We start from the raw sequence: 17,051 nt of genomic DNA, 5'->3' as shown, positions 1-17,051 counted from the left end.
ATCTGTCTCAGACGAATTTAAACAAACTTAATGATTGAGTCTGTTATTATGTTTTCAGCGCGCACCATAATAGCTTAAATCCTATTTTAGTAAAACTTAGGCTCTAATTTTGTTTACATTTTTGCAAGGTACTTATACTTTCTAACCCTCATAACTTCATTTAATATCAATGCTTTAACCACTCCAAATAACGCCCAAGTGACATGTGGGGTAACATTGCGGATCTGTGATGAATATCATCTTTAGATTTATTTACCTTTTTTTTTAGCCAACTTGCCAAAAGTCGAAAAACGACTTTATTTCCAGATCTGGGGTTTTCTCTGGGAAAATTTTTTTTATTCTAGACCTCAAAAATAGCAATCTCTCTCCTTTTGTTCGGTTCCAATAAAAAAGGCTACCCGAATGGATAGCCTTGTATGCAAGTTACAACAAGTTATTATGGGTTGGTACTCGGTGCGACTTTAATCAATGTCACCGGAGTGATTAACTCGTATGAAATATTCAATTGTGCTTTGTAACTTACGATTTCTTGTTGCAGACCGCTTGTGATTGATACGCCAGTTTGTTGGGCATACTTAGCAAGACCACCAGCATTGGAACCACGAGCAACCAATTTTGGTGCTGGGTCGTTCCCGTCAAGTTGTACGATCGCTGTTTGTTTATCTGCGATAATCTCAAGTGAATTACCATCAGCCGCACCGACTAAATCATTATTACCAATTATCAGAATGTTGTCATCTGCGCACTCTGCACTTGGTAGCAGTTCAAACAATTCAGAACTGATCAAGTTCTTATTCAGCGCAACCATTGCAAAACCTAGCAAAGCTGGTGGCACCACGATAAATACTTTCTGGTTGAATGCTAATTTCTTGCCGATTTCATCAATGAAAATAGACTCACGATTTGTTGCCGTTGCTGCTACTTCTACGTTAGAACCCGTTGCCAGCAATCCGACTGGGTTGCGTGTCGATTCAGTAGTCGTTGAAAGCAAGTTTTGCTCTAGTGCGCGATTAATTGAGCGACCAATGACAAACTGACTGATAAAGCTCTCTAATTGACCGTTTGAGCCGTCCAGACTTTCGCGTGTGGCGTTTGCGATACAAGCAAGTTTATGCTGTGCCCCGAGGCGTTTTGCCGTGATTATTCCCTTGACTACAGGAATCATTTCGCCTTCACCGACAAAACCGCATCCGTCAATATCACCACTGATTGGGATTGAAGCTGTCTTGTTCAGATCGACGGTTTTGACGCTTGCATCTGCAAATAGAGATAGTGCACTGGCTGGCTGATTGGGCGTGATCAAGCTCGATAACTGGTCTTGAATTAATACCGCGTTGGTTCCTGTTCCAGTTTCATTAATCGGTACTTCACTTTTTGCAAAGTAACCAATCGTGCCTTGTGCGTTAGCTGCTGCTTTAATAATTTGCTGAATACTCATTGTTTTTACTTCCTGAAAAATTAATATAAAAGATGTGCTAAATGGTCGTAACTAGCACGTTTGTTGTGTCAGCGTTCCAATCGCTCCACAGTGTCGCCCAATCACGACCGCTTGTGCTGCCACTCTCGATTGTTGAGCCGTAAAAACGACCGTAATATCCGACCTTTCCATCGTATGTGTAACGAGTAATAAATGGTCGGGCAGCTTGCTGCTCTGTGAGTCCTAATTGCTCAGCTTGGCTACCTTTCACAATCGGCTTATAGATCGTGTCTAGTTTCGTGATTAGTGGGTTCATTTAAACACGCTCCAACATTTCGCCAATTGTCAGATCCGAACCTTTGAAAACGCGCAATGTATAACGCCCACTCGATAGTTCGCGGGTGAACTCTGCATCAGTAACAGTCCTGTGTTTATTACGTGCTAGACACTTCACTGCTCCACTTTTATTTACTGCATACGCTGGCTGGCCACCGCTTAATAATACGATTTGTCGACTCATTTTAAGCCCCTTGTTCGATTGATTTGAGCCACTCAATAGCGGCTTGTCGTTTAGTAATGCCCTTACAACGCGCGGCTTGAGCGATAGTAATTGGGGAATTGTTTTTCATTTCTTTAACGCGCTTCATAATGGCAATATCTTCTTCGCTTTTTAAAATTTTCGCGAGAGGGTTGGAACCGATTGCGCAGATGCTAAGCTCTAAAATTCGGATCTTCTTGAATCGCAATCCTTGAAAATTTCCGCTCTTATCTTTCATCACATCATAATCTGCTGGCGTACTCTGAAAGCCTATTGACGTACAATCCCAAGCACCAGATTTTGCATTATCGAACCCTTTTTGTGACTCCTCACCGTTCACATAGTGGTCATCGAAATTCATACTTACTGCGAGTACATTGCCTTGCGCTTTTGCGCTATATCTTAGCCGCCAATCCTCGTTGAACCCGATCGTGGTACCGCTAACGTGTGATGAAAAGATTGGGATCGATCTGTCGTTCATCTCATCGACACTGTAACTATCGGTTTCGATAATGTCCCCGTCCAAATCGACAACCGCGCTTGACGCAATTGCATCTAGTGTGAATTTCATTTTGCTTAAATCCTATTGATTAAAAATTAAGGCTAAGAAGTGGTGTCACTGTTTCGCAATCAAAGCAGCGTACGCAGAAAACGTTAACCCTGATAACTTCTAACTAGCCACTCACGTTGAACCCTTCGAGGACGTGAGCCAGCGACACCACTTCTTAACCCTATGTGGTACATTATATCACCCATGTACAGCGAAAAGCTGCTTTAGGATCTATTTCCTGCACTTTTGATGTCAAAATATATGACAAACATCACACTTTTGCTTTAGGTCGGACATTTTATTGAAAATGTCCGAACGTGGTCTATCCCAGACACTTTCGCGAAAGTGTCTGGACAAAAGTAAAAATACGGCCTCAAGCCCTTGATTTGCCGCGCCTACTCAGTAACTTTCGCGAAAGTTACTGATCGTGGTCTATTCCACGTTCAGACAATTTGCCGAAATTGTCTGAACGGCTATGGTAGAAAATCCGCCTTCTTGCCTTACTCCGATTTCGATTACTCTTCATCGCCTAGCCTATCAAATCGTCAATTGTGAGCGGCTGATCTGGGCACCTTATGAAGACACCCACGAATAGGAAAATTCCTCTTTCGGCTTCGGTGCTCTCGGCTCTATACTTAGTTTCGCCTATTTGCACACCCCAGCGTCTATCGTTCGTACTGGATAGCTGCAATGCTGCGAAGCGATTAATCAGTTCACGGTTGTTAATCACGATATAGTGACCAGCCACAGCAGTTTGTAAAATCTGCCATTCTCGCCCGTTGGCTTTATCAAGTCGGACTAAGTTCTGCTTGAGGTTGGGAATATTTTCGGCCAGTTGGCGCACTTCTGGGAAAACTTTATTCATTAAATTTCACGTCCTTCATGTCGATATTAATCACGTTTGTTTTAACTTCTTTTTGTTGGCGTGGTGCCATTTGTCGCCCTTTTTTAGCTCGACTAACGGCTGTGTTGTTGTTTGCGTCTGTCAGTGCTAATTGGCGGATAAAGCTTTGTAGCAGCTTCTTCTCGTTTGATAAGTCAGCGAGCGCAGGGTGCGGCTTGATAACTCCGGTCAGTGTGGTCACATACCGGTTTTCTATCTTCTTACCGATAAACTTTTCAATTTTAATGATCGTAGTTTGGGTCTTCGCGATTTGAGCAAATAGAACGCGCTCCACCTCAAGAACTTCGCGCTCGGCTTCGAGAACTAGCATTGAATAGAGTTCCGCCTCCTGCTTGTCGAGCGTCATGCCCAACGGTGGAAGTTGTTGCGGTGTTTCACTACCGTATTTCTTCGCCATCGCTCGCAATTGTGCGGCTGAATATAAACCGGCCATAAAAACCTCTTTAAATTTAAAAAAAATGTTGGTATAGTGCCGTTTCTCACCCCATACCGACCACCGTACTCGTCAGCTAGTACATTCGCCCAGAAAATTACCGAATTGACATTTCCTGAACAAGATTGGCTTGTTCACGCCTCTTCCATTCTGAGCCACCAAACGCCCCCTATACATTGCGTTAATAGCACGGGAGGGCATCCGCTTGCCTTGTTTGTTATCGTTGTTTAAATCGCTTGTTTGATGCGCTCACGTTGGGGTGGTGGTGGTGGTCATACCTAATATCATTCTTGTCTGATCTCTAGCTTCAAGTGATAGCATTGGCATGGCTAGGTTGCGGCCTTTGACTGGTGCTGGTGGTGCATCATCTGTGCTCAACTTAATTCGTAAGATCTCACTGTTGCGCTTCGCTTGCTTGTTGAATACTGCGATCACATTACTACTCTCTATCATTGCAGAACCTCGGTATGCTCCTCGGCTCAGTGGATTACATGATTGAATATATCGACCTATACCAACGTTGAACAATGCCTCACGCCTTGACTCTGGGTTGATCGGTAGCGATTTCTCTGTACCCTCTTTCAAGCTATCTCGATATCGCTGTAGTGCAATGATTGACTCAGCAATCGTCCGTTTGCGTTTGGTGCTGGTGGCTTTCTTTTGCTTATGTCTAAGCCGACCGATCGCATGATTCAAACGTTTGATAGGATCAGGCTCTATCGCTTCATTATCGACTTCACACTGCGCTAGACGCTCAAGCCCTGCGATTGTGTTGTATGCGTAAAACTCACGCTTCATCGAAGAGTCTAACTGCTTGCTGATATGCTCAATCGCGTTTAGGGCTGATATTCGGCTTATAACTCCGCGTGTGAGTCGTTCAAGCTGCATCGCGTATCTTGCTGTCGCGTTGGTCTCAGATGGCGTTAAAACATCACCAGCCAGTTCTAAGACCGTTATACCTCGACCAGCGTTGTGGCTAACCGTTGTCGTGTCAGATTCAATAGTCCAACTCATGATCAAAGTATCTCTGCGCTTTCGAGCGTAAACACTTCGACACGTTGCGATCCTTCTTCTTTAAATAGGCGCGTCATTTCGACTGCTTGATACTCGTTCTTGACACAAACAACAAGTGGCCTTCCGTCTAGAGCTTGTCGCATCATGATCGTATGAAAATGCGAGATAAGCTGGATCGTGCCTTTTCGATTTATATTGACGACTCGCTTTAAATCAATCTCAAAACCTGCAAATTTCAGATTTCCAATAAATGATCGGATAGCTCCGTCTAGTGTCGTTTCGTCTAGTACGTTTTCAACATTGATAATCACAACCATGATCAAACCCCATTAATTTCGATGTGGTTATTATATCACCGCCATAGCTAGAGCGATTATCATGTTCATAGGTGATTACACCATCAAAAGCAGCGTCTTTTTATTCATTGAATATGAGGTTTTGCTAAGGAAAACCACCAGCTAAAATCGGTCTAAATATCCCGATAACCCCGATATCCCCGATATCCGATACCCTATGTGTATGTGGGGGGGGGTCTAAAAAGTGCCTAAAAAGATCATTTTTCTATTAAATGAAAAAAAAATATATAGGGGGGGATATTTGGGATATTGGGGTATTAGTAAAGAAAGTAGTAGTAATGTTTATATATAATAATATATATAAAAAAAATAGTATATATATCATATATATATATACCTATAAAGGTGATAATAATTCTCATTCGCGCACCCGTTCCCGATATCCCGATATTCTTTCGGTTTTGGATATCACCCCACAATCGGGATATTTAGGACGGGATATTGTGTTTTTGGTCGGGATATTGACCACCAGCGTGATCCACCAGCTTTTTACCATCCACCAGCCAAAAAAATAGCGACCGGTTAGGCCGCTATTAATTGGTTAAATTTTAACTATTTGCTAAGGGTACAATCCTTGGTTTTATCATCAAATATGATCACCCCTTCATAAACCATAAAATTAAACGTTTCGTTCCATATATTATCGTCTTGCTTGGCGTCCAGTTCCCCTATCTTAAATACGCGCTGCTTAAGCTTGCCCTTCTTCATTGTTTTATCTTTCGTAGTGTTAAGGGTGTTAACAATCCTAGCCGAGATCATTTCCTCTTTCGCACCATCACGCAATTGTACTATTTCGCGCTTATCCTTCGCTATTTCGCTTTGTCCCGCCATGAGTGCAATGTCAGCTAATGAATTAAGGGTGAAGACTGCAGCCCATTTAACCATTTCCAAGGTTACTTTGAGGTTTTGGTCGCCAAGTGCCATTATCGAACCGATACGGCTCACATGCTGCGATACGCGAGCAAATAACGCGCCCGCTGTTGGGTGGTTTAAGTATTCATCTTGATCCATTAAATCCGATAACTTATCAATAAATTCGAGGGCTTCGTCTGTTGCAAATGTACTGGTCTTGCCTTGTTCTTTTTGAGCCTTACAACCAGCGTTAGCCGTTACGATAAGCTTATAGTCAATCTTCTTTACGTCCTCACGCGGCCGTAGTGCCTCGCGGTGCTCTGGGGTATATTTAAGTAACATACGAGCCATAAAGCCATCTTGCATGGTTTTATAGGTAGCAAGTTGACCGCTTAGGCGTTCTGGGGTTGATGCAAGCGCAAGGCTTACTATCGGGTTCTTAACGCCATTTTCGCAGCCTTCCATTATTGATTCTAAAGCCACCAGCCTAGGCTTAAGTTTATGATCAATATTGTGTTGCATTGCTGCGATCTGTTCGTCAGTGTATACGCCATCTTGAGCGACTTTATTCTCAATGTCTGCGATCTGTTTGAGTAACTTGTTAACACTCGCTTGTGTGGTTTCTGCCACTTGTGCTGCGTGCATTGACGATGGCATGTATAGCTTGTCTGTTGCACCCTTTAATAGCTCAGCCATGATATTTTGCTGGCTTGATTGCGCACCATCACCGATCGCGTTTAGTAGTGAATGTCCTTCATCGACTAAATATAAAAAGCGTTGCCTGGTCAAGATATCAATCGTTACGTTTTTATCCGATCGTGGCTTGTCGTTCACTTTGTCGTTAAGTTCTAACAGTTCAGCGCAATCTTTAACGTATGCTTGACCTGTATCTTTACCTGCACCAGAAAGGCTAACTAGGGTAGTTAACAGTGACAGCTTACCATCATCAAAGCCGGTGATATCGTGCTTAATGGCAAGCAATGAAAGGGCATGTAAACCATAAATCGGATATGAATCTAGCAATGGGCGTCGACTGGTGGCGTATATGTCCTTGCAAATTGCACCTAATAACGCTGGTGGTTTTTGGTAGTCGATACCATTAAGATCAAGCTGGGCGAAAATCTCGGACGTATCAAACCCCAATCCACCAGCGAGAAGATTCTGCTTTTGTAGTTTGCGTTCCTCGACTCGTTCCAAGGCTTCCGCCTCGTTTTTGGCTGCCCTTGCTGCCTTTTTGGTGTCCGTTACTTCCTTCATCTCAAACAGACCTTTGACAGATTCAACACTCAGATATTGATCTTCGGCCTCTACTTCGTTTTCGCGTGCATTATAAGTACCGATTAGCTCGCACTCTTCACTGTACGCACCATAAGCAACGTATGGCGTATCATCAGTGTTAAATTCTATATACTTGATAATAAACGAACCATCATCGAGAACGAGGTCTGCCTCTCGTCCGTCCACCATCGGTAAGCTGTCGCCGGTGGCCTTTCGTGTTTTATTTTCTTGATCTGATACTTTTAAATTGTTGCTATTTTCATTATTCATTCATGATATACTCATATCGTTGTTGTAGCGGATTATTCCGTTTTGGTAATGGGGCGGATTCCCCACTATCTAATGCAGATATTCATTGTTATTCCTCATAAGCTTGCTTTGTCTATTTGTTGAAATAGCCACCTTTAACGAGGTGGCTTTTTTTATGCGGCTTTCTTAATTTCTGCTTGAATTTTTCGGCAAATTTCTTGTTCTAACCCTTCCATGTACTCCGGTTCCATCGGCATTATCTCAATCCATTCCGCGTTCCACTTCTTGATCTCGGCTAGTAAACGTTTCCGAACTGCACGGCCTACGCGGCTGTTAATATCGAATCCGTGGGCGTTCATTGTTTGGTTTGCGATCTTAAATTTTGCAATCCAGTATTCTAAAGCTGCTTCTGTTGGAGTTTGGAATCGTCCGATGTGTTTTATCTTCCCGTTGATGCTGCAATTGGTTAGGTACGACTTTGACTTACAGCCTTTACTGAACGAAACCCCTTGAGGTAACGATCCACGAGCCGCGCCACTATCAAGAAGTAGGCTGTTAATTGCTTGAGGGATAAATACGCAATACTCAGGCGCATAGATTTTGTTGTTGATTTTTAAAATATCCTTATCGAGTTCAAAACCATCAACTGCATTAACTTGGTGCCACGCTTCAAAGTTACTGAATGTGCGCCAAGCCTCGTGTACGGTTACGTCAACGTAAGTAGGGCTACGCTGGTGGAATTTTGGGTCATATGCCCGCTGCATCATGCTACGCCACACGGCATACGCAGGTTCCCATATCACCTTGTTTTTGCCACCAACGATAACGTTTATCCGTGTCATGTAATCGGCATCATTAAGGCCGTGACCGTGTGTTAGCTTGGTTTTTGTGCGATTGCTCGGATAATGCGGGAACCCGTTCACCACGCTTTCTGGTTTGCCGTATTTGGCTTCTATAGCATCAGCTTCTTCTTTAGTTAGTTTCATTGCCTTGCCTTATTTCGGATACAAAAAAGGCCGCTCGACTCAATGCGTTAGCAAAGTAGAGCAGCCTCGCGACCTCTTCTGTAAAACTGGTTAATCTTAACGCTCTAAGTCTCGATTGAGATTAGAGAATAAAACAACATTCAATTTTTAATAAATAATATTATCGAATAGTCAACATTTATTTTTCAAATGAAATTAAGTAGATTTAAAGGTCAAACGTAGGCTGTATAACGCATCACCACAATATAACCAAAAGTTATATAAGATCGTAAAAAAAGTGTGATTAATTATATGTACGCACTTCATAACTATGACTGCTTATCTTGCGTATATTGTATGTTTTCGTTTCAGTGCCGGAACTTGACCAGCGCGGTTTTGGCGGTAACTTAACTGAGTTATCAAATTTTGGCGCTGCACTCGGCCACTCTTTTTTTACGGCTGGCTTTTCGGTTCCATCTGACAATTTAAAAACAGTAGTGCCGCTTTCATTAACTGCGATCCCTCCAGTATGCGCTTTCAAAACACTGTAATCCGGTGATGCCATTGCACCACCAGCCCACCAAAACAAAAGTAATGCTATTACCCTGATCACACCTCAATACCTCTCTGTCGCCAACCACCAGCACCAGCCCCACTTTGGTTATTAACTTCACTTACCGCTTCCACACGTTCTACGTGCCCCCCGCATTGGACAAGGTCGCTCATAAACTGATAAAGCGGCTTTCGCTGTTCTAAGTAATCCGCTTTGTTATATATCCGACTGATATCACTCATTACCTTATGACTTAAACACGTTTCTATCATTAAAGGGTCGAACGATGCTGTATTCAGAATTGACGAAAACGTGTATCTCAATCGGTGCGGGGTCGTCTCTGTCTCGTTTATCGCATCATAAACACTAGTTATAAACTGCCGATCCCTTGGCTTGTCTAAGTTACGTCTAGCGTGAAATATATAATGATCTGGCTGCTGTCTACCGTTCTGCATTGACTCAAACCAGCCTTTAATCAATTCTGTCATGTGAATTCTAACGACAGTATTGACCTTCGTTTCGAATATCGTCGCAACTCCACCAGCTAGATCTATATCCTTCCACTTCATATTGAGCAACGACTGGATACGAACGCCCCACACTAACAATAACAAGGTCGCTATCTTTCGATTATCATCTAAGCCGCATTTGCTTACTCCGCTGATAAACTCGGGCAACCTGTCGGCTGTGATGTACTTCATCTCTTTTGTGTCGGGCTTACGTTCAAGCTTTAACAATCCCTGAAATTGTGAGCTATCTAAGTCCAGATATTCAGATTCACACCACTTCGTGACACCTGCAATTATCGTATAGAAAAATCGCTTCAAGTCGTGTGATTCAATGTTTGCCCTTGCATAGTCTATGATCATACGTCTATCCACCTTTGTGTATAACGCACTCTTTACATAGCCCGAGTGGTTGCTCCAGATATTTCTATATGTTCGCTCAGTCGTGCGGCTGAACTTGCTAACAACTAACCAGCGTTCGAAACATTCATTTAACGTCGGAATGTTGCCGCCCTTCGATATGTGCGGATCTCGCCCTTCCGCTACTTGAGCCAATAAATCACGACAAATAGAGCGTGCTTGTGTGATCGTTAGAATGTGATAATCTGCAATCTTAAGTAGTCGGATCTTGTGAGTGATTGGTGACTTGTATCTAAACTGCCAGCTTTTATGACCGCTTGGTGTCATTCTAAAAGTTAAGCTTTCTTCTGTGTACTGCACCAGCTTTCCGTTGCGTTCGATACTGTCTAAGTGCTTCTTAATTAGCTTCATAGTGTCGCCTCGATGATCGTGTTACTCGTGTTTCATGTAACACGTCAAGTAACATCCGATAGTTAAAAACGTTTGAATTATTGCTTTCTGGCTATCCTCGCGAGTAACCATAAATCCAGTAATACCAAGGTTTCTAGTTATATCCTACCCATTCACTTAGTCAACACATTTTTTAAGGTACTTAACATGTCGACCCCATCACGCAGCCATAAAGCATCAAAAGGTTCGGATAACATTCAAACACATCCGACCACTAAAGGTCGACCGAACCGTTCCAACAACAAGCAAAATTCAGCCCGCGTTTTCAAAAAAAAGCCGCCGAATAAAAATGCACCTCGTAGAATAAGCGCCGCCGAACGTAAAGTGGTTTTATTTAACAAGCCTTATGACACTTTAAGCCAGTTTACCGACGGTGAAGGTCGCAAAACCTTAGCCGATTTTATTGATATAAAAGAAGTGTATGCTGCGGGGCGTTTAGATCGTGATAGCGAAGGGTTATTAATCCTCACCAATGATGGTATTTTGCAAGCTAAAATCACCCAACCACAATCTAAATCACCGAAAACCTATTGGGTTCAAGTCGAAGGTGCGCCAAGCGAGAGTGACCTCGATAAATTGCGCCGTGGGGTCGAACTTAAAGATGGTATGACTTTGCCCGCTAAAGTTGGACTCATGCCGATACCCCACATTGAAGAGCGCGATCCGCCAGTGCGTTTTCGTGCATCGATTCCAACTACTTGGCTTGCTATCACCATTATTGAAGGGCGTAATCGTCAAGTACGTCGTATGACCGCCAATATTGGTTTCCCTACCCTACGTTTAATTCGTTATTCGATTGGTGATTGGACATTAGGTGACTTGCAGCCAGGTCAATATCAAGTGTTATAACGACAATATTACCTAGGTTAAGCGTAACAAAATCGCCATTAAGAAAGGTGTAACCACTGCTAACTTTCTGTTAGAATTCGCCCCAGATAAATTAAGTGGTAGTCATACATGTCAGATAACAGCCAAAAGTCCCCAAATAGTGATAAAAAAGTCATCGTCGGAATGTCCGGTGGTGTAGATTCATCCGTTTCAGCTTACCTTCTTCAACAGCAAGGCTATCAAGTTGAAGGCCTTTTCATGAAAAATTGGGAAGAAGATGATAACGAAGAATATTGTACTGCGGCGGAAGATCTAGCCGATGCTCAGGCTGTATGTGACAAACTCGGTATCCACTTACATACCATTAATTTTGCTGCTGAATATTGGGACAACGTGTTTGAGTATTTCTTAGCCGAATACAAAGCCGGTCGTACTCCAAATCCTGATATTTTGTGCAACAAAGAAATCAAATTTAAAGCCTTCTTAGAATTTGCCGATGAAGTACTTGATGCCGATTTTATTGCGATGGGTCATTATGTGCGTCGCACCTTCCCGACAGTCGAAGAACAAGCGGCTGGCATCTTGCCGAAAATGCTGCGTGGCATCGACAATAATAAAGATCAAAGTTACTTCTTATATACCCTTAGCCATGAGCAAGTGGCGCGCAGTTTATTCCCTGTCGGTGAGCTTGAAAAGCCCGAAGTTCGCCGTATTGCTGAAGAGCAAGATTTGATCACCGCCAAGAAAAAAGATTCTACCGGCATCTGCTTTATTGGTGAGCGCAAATTTACTGAATTCTTATCACGTTACTTACCGGCGCAACCCGGTAAAATTGAAACCCCAGAAGGTCAAGTGATTGGCGAGCATCAAGGTTTGATGTACCACACCTTAGGCCAACGTAAAGGTTTACACATTGGCGGCCAAAAAGGCGGCGGTGGTAACGAAGAACCTTGGTATGTTGCAGAAAAAGATTTAAAACGGAACGTATTAATTGCAGTTCAAGGTGGCGAGCATCCACTATTAAAATCAACCGGTTTAATCGCCGCTCAATTGGATTGGGTTGATCGCACGGCGATCACCGAGCCGCTACGTTGCACAGTGAAAACGCGTTACCGCCAACAAGACATTGCCTGTACCATTGAGCCGATGGACGCAACCACTTCAGAAGATAACCCAAGCATTCGAGTTATTTTCGATCAACCACAAGTTGCCGTCACCCCTGGACAATCGGCGGTGTTCTACAGTGGCGAAGTTTGCCTTGGTGGTGGTATCATCGAGGCTCGACTTTAAGTCATTATCATTTTGGGCTTCCTATTCGGAGGCCCTATTTATAAGTTTCAATTGGAGATCGACACGTGGCACAAACACTTTATGACCGTACCTTAGCGTTTGCAGGGATCTGCCAAGCCGTCGCACTTGTTCAACAGGTGGCGAAAAACGGGCATTGTGACGACGACGCGTTTGAAGCAACATTAAAAACCATCGTTAATATGAATCCAAGCAGCACCTTAGATGTGTTTGGCGATGAATCCAATTTAAAACTTGGCTTAGAAACCTTAATTAAAGGCATCGACAATAGCCCAAGTGGTACCGAAGCGACACGTTACATTATCAGCATTATGTCGCTAGAACGTAAGCTCAATGCTCGTTCTGATGCCATGACGCAACTGGGCGATCGCCTAGAAACCGTCTCTCGCCAAACCGAACATTTCGATTTACTCGACGACCAAATGATCAGCAACTTAGCCAGCGTCTATTTAGATGTGATAAGCCCTGTTGGCCCGCGCATTCAAATTGCGGGAACGCCAGCCGTATTACAACAAACCACTAACCAACATAAAGTGCGAGCGCTATTATTAGCCGGCATGCGTTGCGCGGTATTGTGGCGTCAAGTGGGCGGTAAGCGTCGTCATTTATTGTTAGGCCGCAAAAAAATGGTCGAACAAGCGAAAATTTTATTAGCGCGTGCATAAAAAACTTAATTAACATAATAATAAGAAAAACCAATACCCAATTCACCTCAAATTTAAACACACTAAAACTTAATTCAGGAGATCCACATGGAGTTGTCAGCATTGACTGCTGTTTCACCGGTAGACGGCCGTTACGGAAGTAAAACGATTGCGTTACGCGAAATCTTCAGTGAGTACGGTTTACTTAAATACCGTACTATCGTTGAAATTCGCTGGTTACAAAAGCTTGCCGCCACCGCAGCCATTGCAGAAGTGCCAGCTTTTAGTGATGAAGCCAATCAATACCTTGATAACCTAGCGGCTAACTTCTCAGAAGAAGATGCTAACCGTATCAAAACGATTGAAAGCACCACCAACCACGATGTCAAAGCGGTTGAGTATTTCCTGAAAGAAAAAGTGGCAGCAATGCCAGAACTGCACGCAGTCAATGAATTCATTCACTTTGCTTGTACTTCTGAAGATATCAACAACACGTCGCATGCTTTAATGCTTAAAGAAGCACGCAACCAAGTGATCTTACCGCAAATCCGTACTGTGATTGATGCGATTAAAGGCCTTTCGGTAGAATACCGTGATATTCCTTTATTGTCTCGCACCCACGGCCAGCCTGCTTCACCTTCTACTATGGGTAAAGAAATGGCTAACGTAGCATACCGTATGGAGCGTCAATACAAGCAAATCGCTAACGTTGAAATCCTAGCGAAAATCAACGGCGCTGTTGGTAACTACAACGCACACATCTCTGCCTACCCAGAGCTTGATTGGCATTCATTCAGCGAAGAGTTTATTACTCAATCTCTTGGCGTTGATTGGAACCCATACACCACTCAAATCGAACCGCATGATTACATTGCTGAGTTATTCGATGCTATAGCACGTTTCAACACTATCTTGATCGATTTCGATCGTGATATTTGGGGCTACATTGCACTGGGTCACTTTAAGCAAAGAACGATTGCGGGCGAAATTGGTTCTTCAACCATGCCGCATAAAGTTAACCCAATCGATTTTGAAAACTCAGAAGGTAACCTTGGTTTGGCCAATGCTATCTTTGGTCATTTGGCGCAAAAACTGCCGATTTCCCGCTGGCAGCGCGACCTTACCGACTCCACCGTTCTACGTAACTTAGGCGTTGGTTGTGGCTATGCAGTAATCGCTTATTCTTCAGTAATGCGTGGTATTAGCAAGCTTGAAGTTAACCGCGCCGCGCTAGAAGCAGAGCTAGATAAAAACTGGGAAGTATTAGCCGAACCAGTACAAACTGTGATGCGTCGTTACGGTATTGAAAAACCTTACGAGAAGTTAAAAGAACTGACTCGTGGTAAGCGTGTTGATGGCGAAGGCATGCGTGCATTTATCGATGGTCTAGAAATCCCTGAAGATGAAAAAGCGCGTCTTAAACTGATGACACCCGCTAACTACATTGGCGATGCAATAAAGTTAACTGATCAGCTTTAATTATACCGTCGTTTCTTTCTAAAGGGTTAGCTTAGGCTAGCCCTTTTTGTTATTTTCAATTCAACAGCCCCTAATATCAATCTACGTCATGAGATGATCTGATAATTACTTTAATTGGTATAAATACTCCCTTTCTTCTTTTTCTGCTACAATCGCGCCCCTGTTTCGCTTCTCTTTTTCTAAGGCTTACCATGTACCAATTATCATTTTCGTTATCTGAATTTCTAGCTGAATACTGGCAGAAAAAACCGACCATCATCAAAGGCGGTCTCTTCTTTAATACTCCAGAAGAAGGTTTTGTCGATCCAATCAGCCCAGACGAATTAGCCGGCCTTGCGATGGAAGAAGAAATAGATTCGCGCTTTATTTCTAATTTAAATGACGATTGGCAAGCTGAACATGGCCCATTTAGCGAAGAAAAATTTGCCGAGCTTGGCGAAACTAACTGGTCTTTGATCGTGCAAGCTAGTAACCATTGGCACCCACAAGCCAACGATATGCTGGCACCATTTAAAAGCATGCCGGGTTGGTTATTTGATGACTTAATGGTGAGCTTTGCCATGCCAGATGGCGGCGTTGGTCCGCATATCGATCAATATGATGTATTTATTTGCCAAGGCTTAGGTAAGCGTCATTGGCGTGTCGGCGCTAAAGATGAAGGCCAATATCAAGAAGTGTGTCGCCATTCAGCGCTGCGTCAAATCGAAGGTTTTGATGCAATTATTGATGATGTATTAGAGCCGGGCGACATCTTATACATTCCACCGGGTTTCCCACACGATGGCTATGCTTTAGAAGCCTCAATGAGCTATTCGGTTGGTTACCGCTCACCAAAAGAGCAAGAACTGGTCAGCAATTTTGCCGATTACGTATTAGCTTGCGATCTTGGCGATGTTCACCTGCACAACCCTGAACAAAAAGCACAAGATAAGCACGGCATGATCCAAACCGCGGATGCTGACATCATGATTTCCATGCTGCAAAAAGCTTCGCAACAACCAGAATTATTAAATAACTTCTTAGGTTGCATGCTGAGCCAATCACGCCATCAACTCAATATTGTTCAGCCTGAAGATGAGTGGGATATTGATGAGTTTATGCAGCATATTGAGTCGGGTGAAAGCCTATTTAAAGTGCAAGGCTTACGCGCGCTGTACCATGAAAACAATCCGCTCACTCTTTTTGTTAATGGTGAGGTATTTGAACTCAATGAAAGCTTGCTCAACTTCATTCCGTTTATTACCGAGCAAGATGAGATTAATCACAAAATTTTAAATCAATTAACCGCCTTCCCTGAAGCAATGCAGTTATTGATCAAGTTGCTTAACCGTGGTTATTGGTTTACTGAGTGATCTTGCAATATTGAATACATAAAGATTAGGTAAAGAATCGAGCGATTAAGTGAGCGTGCCTAATAATATCAGCGCGCTCACTTTTATTTTTGAACTTATCTCTTTAAGATGGAACAAACCCAACACAGGACAGTGAATTCTAATGAAAGTAATTTCCTTTAATATTAACGATTATTTAAAGAGATTACTATCAATCACTTACACAATGTAAAAATCAATAATGGCGATATAGTGGCGATTAATTATCATTTTTTAATGACTCATGCCGCCACTTTTCTTTGTTCCCCCGCCTTCTATTTTTGAAATTTTACTTTTCAATATAAACACCCGCCCAAGCCTTGTTGGTATTAGGGTTGCTTGTTTTCGCGCGCATGCATTAGAGATCGTTTGTGATCTTTTATTTGTGACCGAATTAATAACCACCCATTAAAATCAATCACTTGCATTTATTTGCGAGATCTTTTGTGATCGTTTGTTTTTCGTGTTGATGAAAATAGTTTCACTGATTGAAATTTTATATTGCTTGTTTTGGTGTTTTTTTGAGGTGCTCGTCATCCTCTCGCGCCCCTTGTTGTATAAGGTCTGGTGGTTTATTGGGTGGGCTGTGGCTCGGGGTGGTTTTGCGCATTCCCAAAAGTGAACAAAAAACACCCCTAAAACCGCGCAGGCGGGTGAGGAGTGTGCGGATTTCGTCACGCAAGAGGTCGCGTTCGTGGAATTCTGCGCGCGTTCTGGCTGTGTGTGCGGACTTGTGGTTTTGTTTGAGTGCGTGCGTATCTTCTGGCAGCGTTGCTGTGTGATTGTCTGCGGCGTTCGTGTTGGGTGGGTTGAGTGCTTATGATTTGTTGTTGTGATGATTTTTAGGCGAAAATATAGCGACACATTTGGTCGCTGTTTGTTGTGTCATGTCTAATTATTATCTCAACGTTTCCCTTGGGTTTTTACATAAAAGCACTGGAACTCTTTGTGCTAATGTCCGGAGTTACTTATACAAAAAGTCCGGAGTTCTTTTTGA

Annotated in this window: 17 protein-coding genes; 5 read left to right on the top strand and 12 right to left on the bottom strand. The window is 43.0% G+C overall.

Going from position 1 to position 17,051, the window contains the following annotated elements; genetic code table 11:
• Nucleotides 1-436: 436 nt before the first annotated feature.
• The 12 genes from GFB47_RS04865 to GFB47_RS04810 form a co-directional block, all read right to left on the bottom strand.
• Nucleotides 437-1,438 (bottom strand): phage major capsid family protein, encoded by a 1,002-nt coding sequence (locus tag GFB47_RS04865; RefSeq protein ID WP_153446944.1) that lies wholly within the window; start codon nucleotides 1,436-1,438, stop codon nucleotides 437-439.
• Nucleotides 1,439-1,475: 37 nt separating this feature from the next.
• Nucleotides 1,476-1,733, bottom strand: coding sequence for a hypothetical protein (locus GFB47_RS04860; RefSeq protein ID WP_153446943.1), 258 nt, complete (start codon nucleotides 1,731-1,733; stop codon nucleotides 1,476-1,478).
• Nucleotides 1,734-1,937, bottom strand: coding sequence for a hypothetical protein (locus GFB47_RS04855; RefSeq protein WP_153446942.1), 204 nt, complete (start codon nucleotides 1,935-1,937; stop codon nucleotides 1,734-1,736).
• Between the two features lies 1 nt (nucleotide 1,938).
• A complete protein-coding gene (locus GFB47_RS04850) occupies nucleotides 1,939-2,526 on the bottom strand; it encodes an HK97 family phage prohead protease (RefSeq protein WP_153446941.1) in 588 nt (195 codons plus the stop codon).
• A gap of 508 nt (nucleotides 2,527-3,034) precedes the next feature.
• Nucleotides 3,035-3,370, bottom strand: coding sequence for a hypothetical protein (locus GFB47_RS04845; protein WP_153446940.1), 336 nt, complete (start codon nucleotides 3,368-3,370; stop codon nucleotides 3,035-3,037).
• On the bottom strand, nucleotides 3,363-3,842 hold the full coding sequence (locus tag GFB47_RS04840; protein WP_153446939.1) for a hypothetical protein: 480 nt from the start codon (nucleotides 3,840-3,842) through the stop codon (nucleotides 3,363-3,365). The genes GFB47_RS04845 and GFB47_RS04840 overlap by 8 nt, the downstream gene beginning before the upstream one ends.
• A gap of 249 nt (nucleotides 3,843-4,091) precedes the next feature.
• Complete coding sequence (locus GFB47_RS04835; RefSeq protein WP_153446938.1) at nucleotides 4,092-4,856, bottom strand: hypothetical protein; 765 nt, start codon at nucleotides 4,854-4,856, stop codon at nucleotides 4,092-4,094.
• Nucleotides 4,857-4,858: 2 nt separating this feature from the next.
• Nucleotides 4,859-5,173 carry a hypothetical protein gene (locus GFB47_RS04830; protein WP_153446937.1) on the bottom strand — a complete coding sequence of 105 codons (315 nt, stop codon included), beginning with the start codon at nucleotides 5,171-5,173 and terminating at the stop codon, nucleotides 4,859-4,861.
• 591 nt (nucleotides 5,174-5,764) lie between these two features.
• The gene (locus GFB47_RS04825) at nucleotides 5,765-7,612 is read right to left on the bottom strand and encodes a hypothetical protein (protein WP_153446936.1); all 1,848 of its coding nucleotides are present in this window, start codon (nucleotides 7,610-7,612) and stop codon (nucleotides 5,765-5,767) included.
• A 152-nt stretch (nucleotides 7,613-7,764) separates the two neighbouring features.
• The gene (locus GFB47_RS04820) at nucleotides 7,765-8,577 is read right to left on the bottom strand and encodes a hypothetical protein (RefSeq protein WP_153446935.1); all 813 of its coding nucleotides are present in this window, start codon (nucleotides 8,575-8,577) and stop codon (nucleotides 7,765-7,767) included.
• A 283-nt stretch (nucleotides 8,578-8,860) separates the two neighbouring features.
• Complete coding sequence (locus GFB47_RS04815) at nucleotides 8,861-9,169, bottom strand: hypothetical protein (RefSeq protein WP_153446934.1); 309 nt, start codon at nucleotides 9,167-9,169, stop codon at nucleotides 8,861-8,863.
• A complete protein-coding gene (locus GFB47_RS04810; RefSeq protein WP_153446933.1) occupies nucleotides 9,166-10,386 on the bottom strand; it encodes a tyrosine-type recombinase/integrase in 1,221 nt (406 codons plus the stop codon). The genes GFB47_RS04815 and GFB47_RS04810 overlap by 4 nt, the downstream gene beginning before the upstream one ends.
• 186 nt (nucleotides 10,387-10,572) lie before the next feature.
• Between GFB47_RS04810 and GFB47_RS04805 the strand changes: the two genes are divergently transcribed.
• The 5 genes from GFB47_RS04805 (at nucleotide 10,573) to GFB47_RS04785 (ending at nucleotide 16,036) form a co-directional block, all read left to right on the top strand.
• Entirely contained in the window at nucleotides 10,573-11,274 is a 702-nt protein-coding gene (locus GFB47_RS04805; RefSeq protein ID WP_153446932.1) for a pseudouridine synthase, read from the top strand.
• 108 nt (nucleotides 11,275-11,382) lie between these two features.
• Nucleotides 11,383-12,543, top strand: a complete 1,161-nt coding sequence (gene mnmA / locus GFB47_RS04800; protein ID WP_153446931.1) for a tRNA 2-thiouridine(34) synthase MnmA — start codon at nucleotides 11,383-11,385, stop codon at nucleotides 12,541-12,543.
• Nucleotides 12,544-12,608: 65 nt separating this feature from the next.
• Nucleotides 12,609-13,226: a high frequency lysogenization protein HflD gene (gene hflD / locus GFB47_RS04795; protein WP_153446930.1), complete on the top strand. Its 618-nt coding sequence runs from the start codon at nucleotides 12,609-12,611 to the stop codon at nucleotides 13,224-13,226.
• Between the two features lie 87 nt (nucleotides 13,227-13,313).
• Nucleotides 13,314-14,684 (top strand): adenylosuccinate lyase, encoded by a 1,371-nt coding sequence (purB, locus tag GFB47_RS04790; protein WP_153446929.1) that lies wholly within the window; start codon nucleotides 13,314-13,316, stop codon nucleotides 14,682-14,684.
• 191 nt (nucleotides 14,685-14,875) lie between these two features.
• Nucleotides 14,876-16,036: a ribosomal protein uL16 3-hydroxylase gene (locus tag GFB47_RS04785; protein WP_153446928.1), complete on the top strand. Its 1,161-nt coding sequence runs from the start codon at nucleotides 14,876-14,878 to the stop codon at nucleotides 16,034-16,036.
• Nucleotides 16,037-17,051: the final 1,015 nt, after the last annotated feature.

It is taken from the genome of Vibrio algicola (assembly GCF_009601765.2).
GTDB classification, from domain to species: Bacteria; Pseudomonadota; Gammaproteobacteria; order Enterobacterales; family Vibrionaceae; genus Vibrio; species Vibrio algicola.
The sequence above is the reverse complement of the archived record's forward strand: the minus strand, read 5'-3'. Positions and strand labels throughout refer to the sequence as shown.

Coding starts and splice junctions, on each gene's coding strand:
- GFB47_RS04865 (WP_153446944.1), bottom strand. CDS start 1,438: ATGAGTATTCAGCAAATTATTAAAGCAGCAGCTAACGCACAAGGCACG.
- GFB47_RS04860 (WP_153446943.1), bottom strand. CDS start 1,733: ATGAACCCACTAATCACGAAACTAGACACGATCTATAAGCCGATTGTG.
- GFB47_RS04855 (WP_153446942.1), bottom strand. CDS start 1,937: ATGAGTCGACAAATCGTATTATTAAGCGGTGGCCAGCCAGCGTATGCA.
- GFB47_RS04850 (WP_153446941.1), bottom strand. CDS start 2,526: ATGAAATTCACACTAGATGCAATTGCGTCAAGCGCGGTTGTCGATTTG.
- GFB47_RS04845 (WP_153446940.1), bottom strand. CDS start 3,370: ATGAATAAAGTTTTCCCAGAAGTGCGCCAACTGGCCGAAAATATTCCC.
- GFB47_RS04840 (WP_153446939.1), bottom strand. CDS start 3,842: ATGGCCGGTTTATATTCAGCCGCACAATTGCGAGCGATGGCGAAGAAA.
- GFB47_RS04835 (WP_153446938.1), bottom strand. CDS start 4,856: ATGAGTTGGACTATTGAATCTGACACGACAACGGTTAGCCACAACGCT.
- GFB47_RS04830 (WP_153446937.1), bottom strand. CDS start 5,173: ATGGTTGTGATTATCAATGTTGAAAACGTACTAGACGAAACGACACTA.
- GFB47_RS04825 (WP_153446936.1), bottom strand. CDS start 7,612: ATGAATAATGAAAATAGCAACAATTTAAAAGTATCAGATCAAGAAAAT.
- GFB47_RS04820 (WP_153446935.1), bottom strand. CDS start 8,577: ATGAAACTAACTAAAGAAGAAGCTGATGCTATAGAAGCCAAATACGGC.
- GFB47_RS04810 (WP_153446933.1), bottom strand. CDS start 10,386: ATGAAGCTAATTAAGAAGCACTTAGACAGTATCGAACGCAACGGAAAG.
- GFB47_RS04805 (WP_153446932.1), top strand. CDS start 10,573: ATGTCGACCCCATCACGCAGCCATAAAGCATCAAAAGGTTCGGATAAC.
- mnmA (WP_153446931.1), top strand. CDS start 11,383: ATGTCAGATAACAGCCAAAAGTCCCCAAATAGTGATAAAAAAGTCATC.
- purB (WP_153446929.1), top strand. CDS start 13,314: ATGGAGTTGTCAGCATTGACTGCTGTTTCACCGGTAGACGGCCGTTAC.
- GFB47_RS04785 (WP_153446928.1), top strand. CDS start 14,876: ATGTACCAATTATCATTTTCGTTATCTGAATTTCTAGCTGAATACTGG.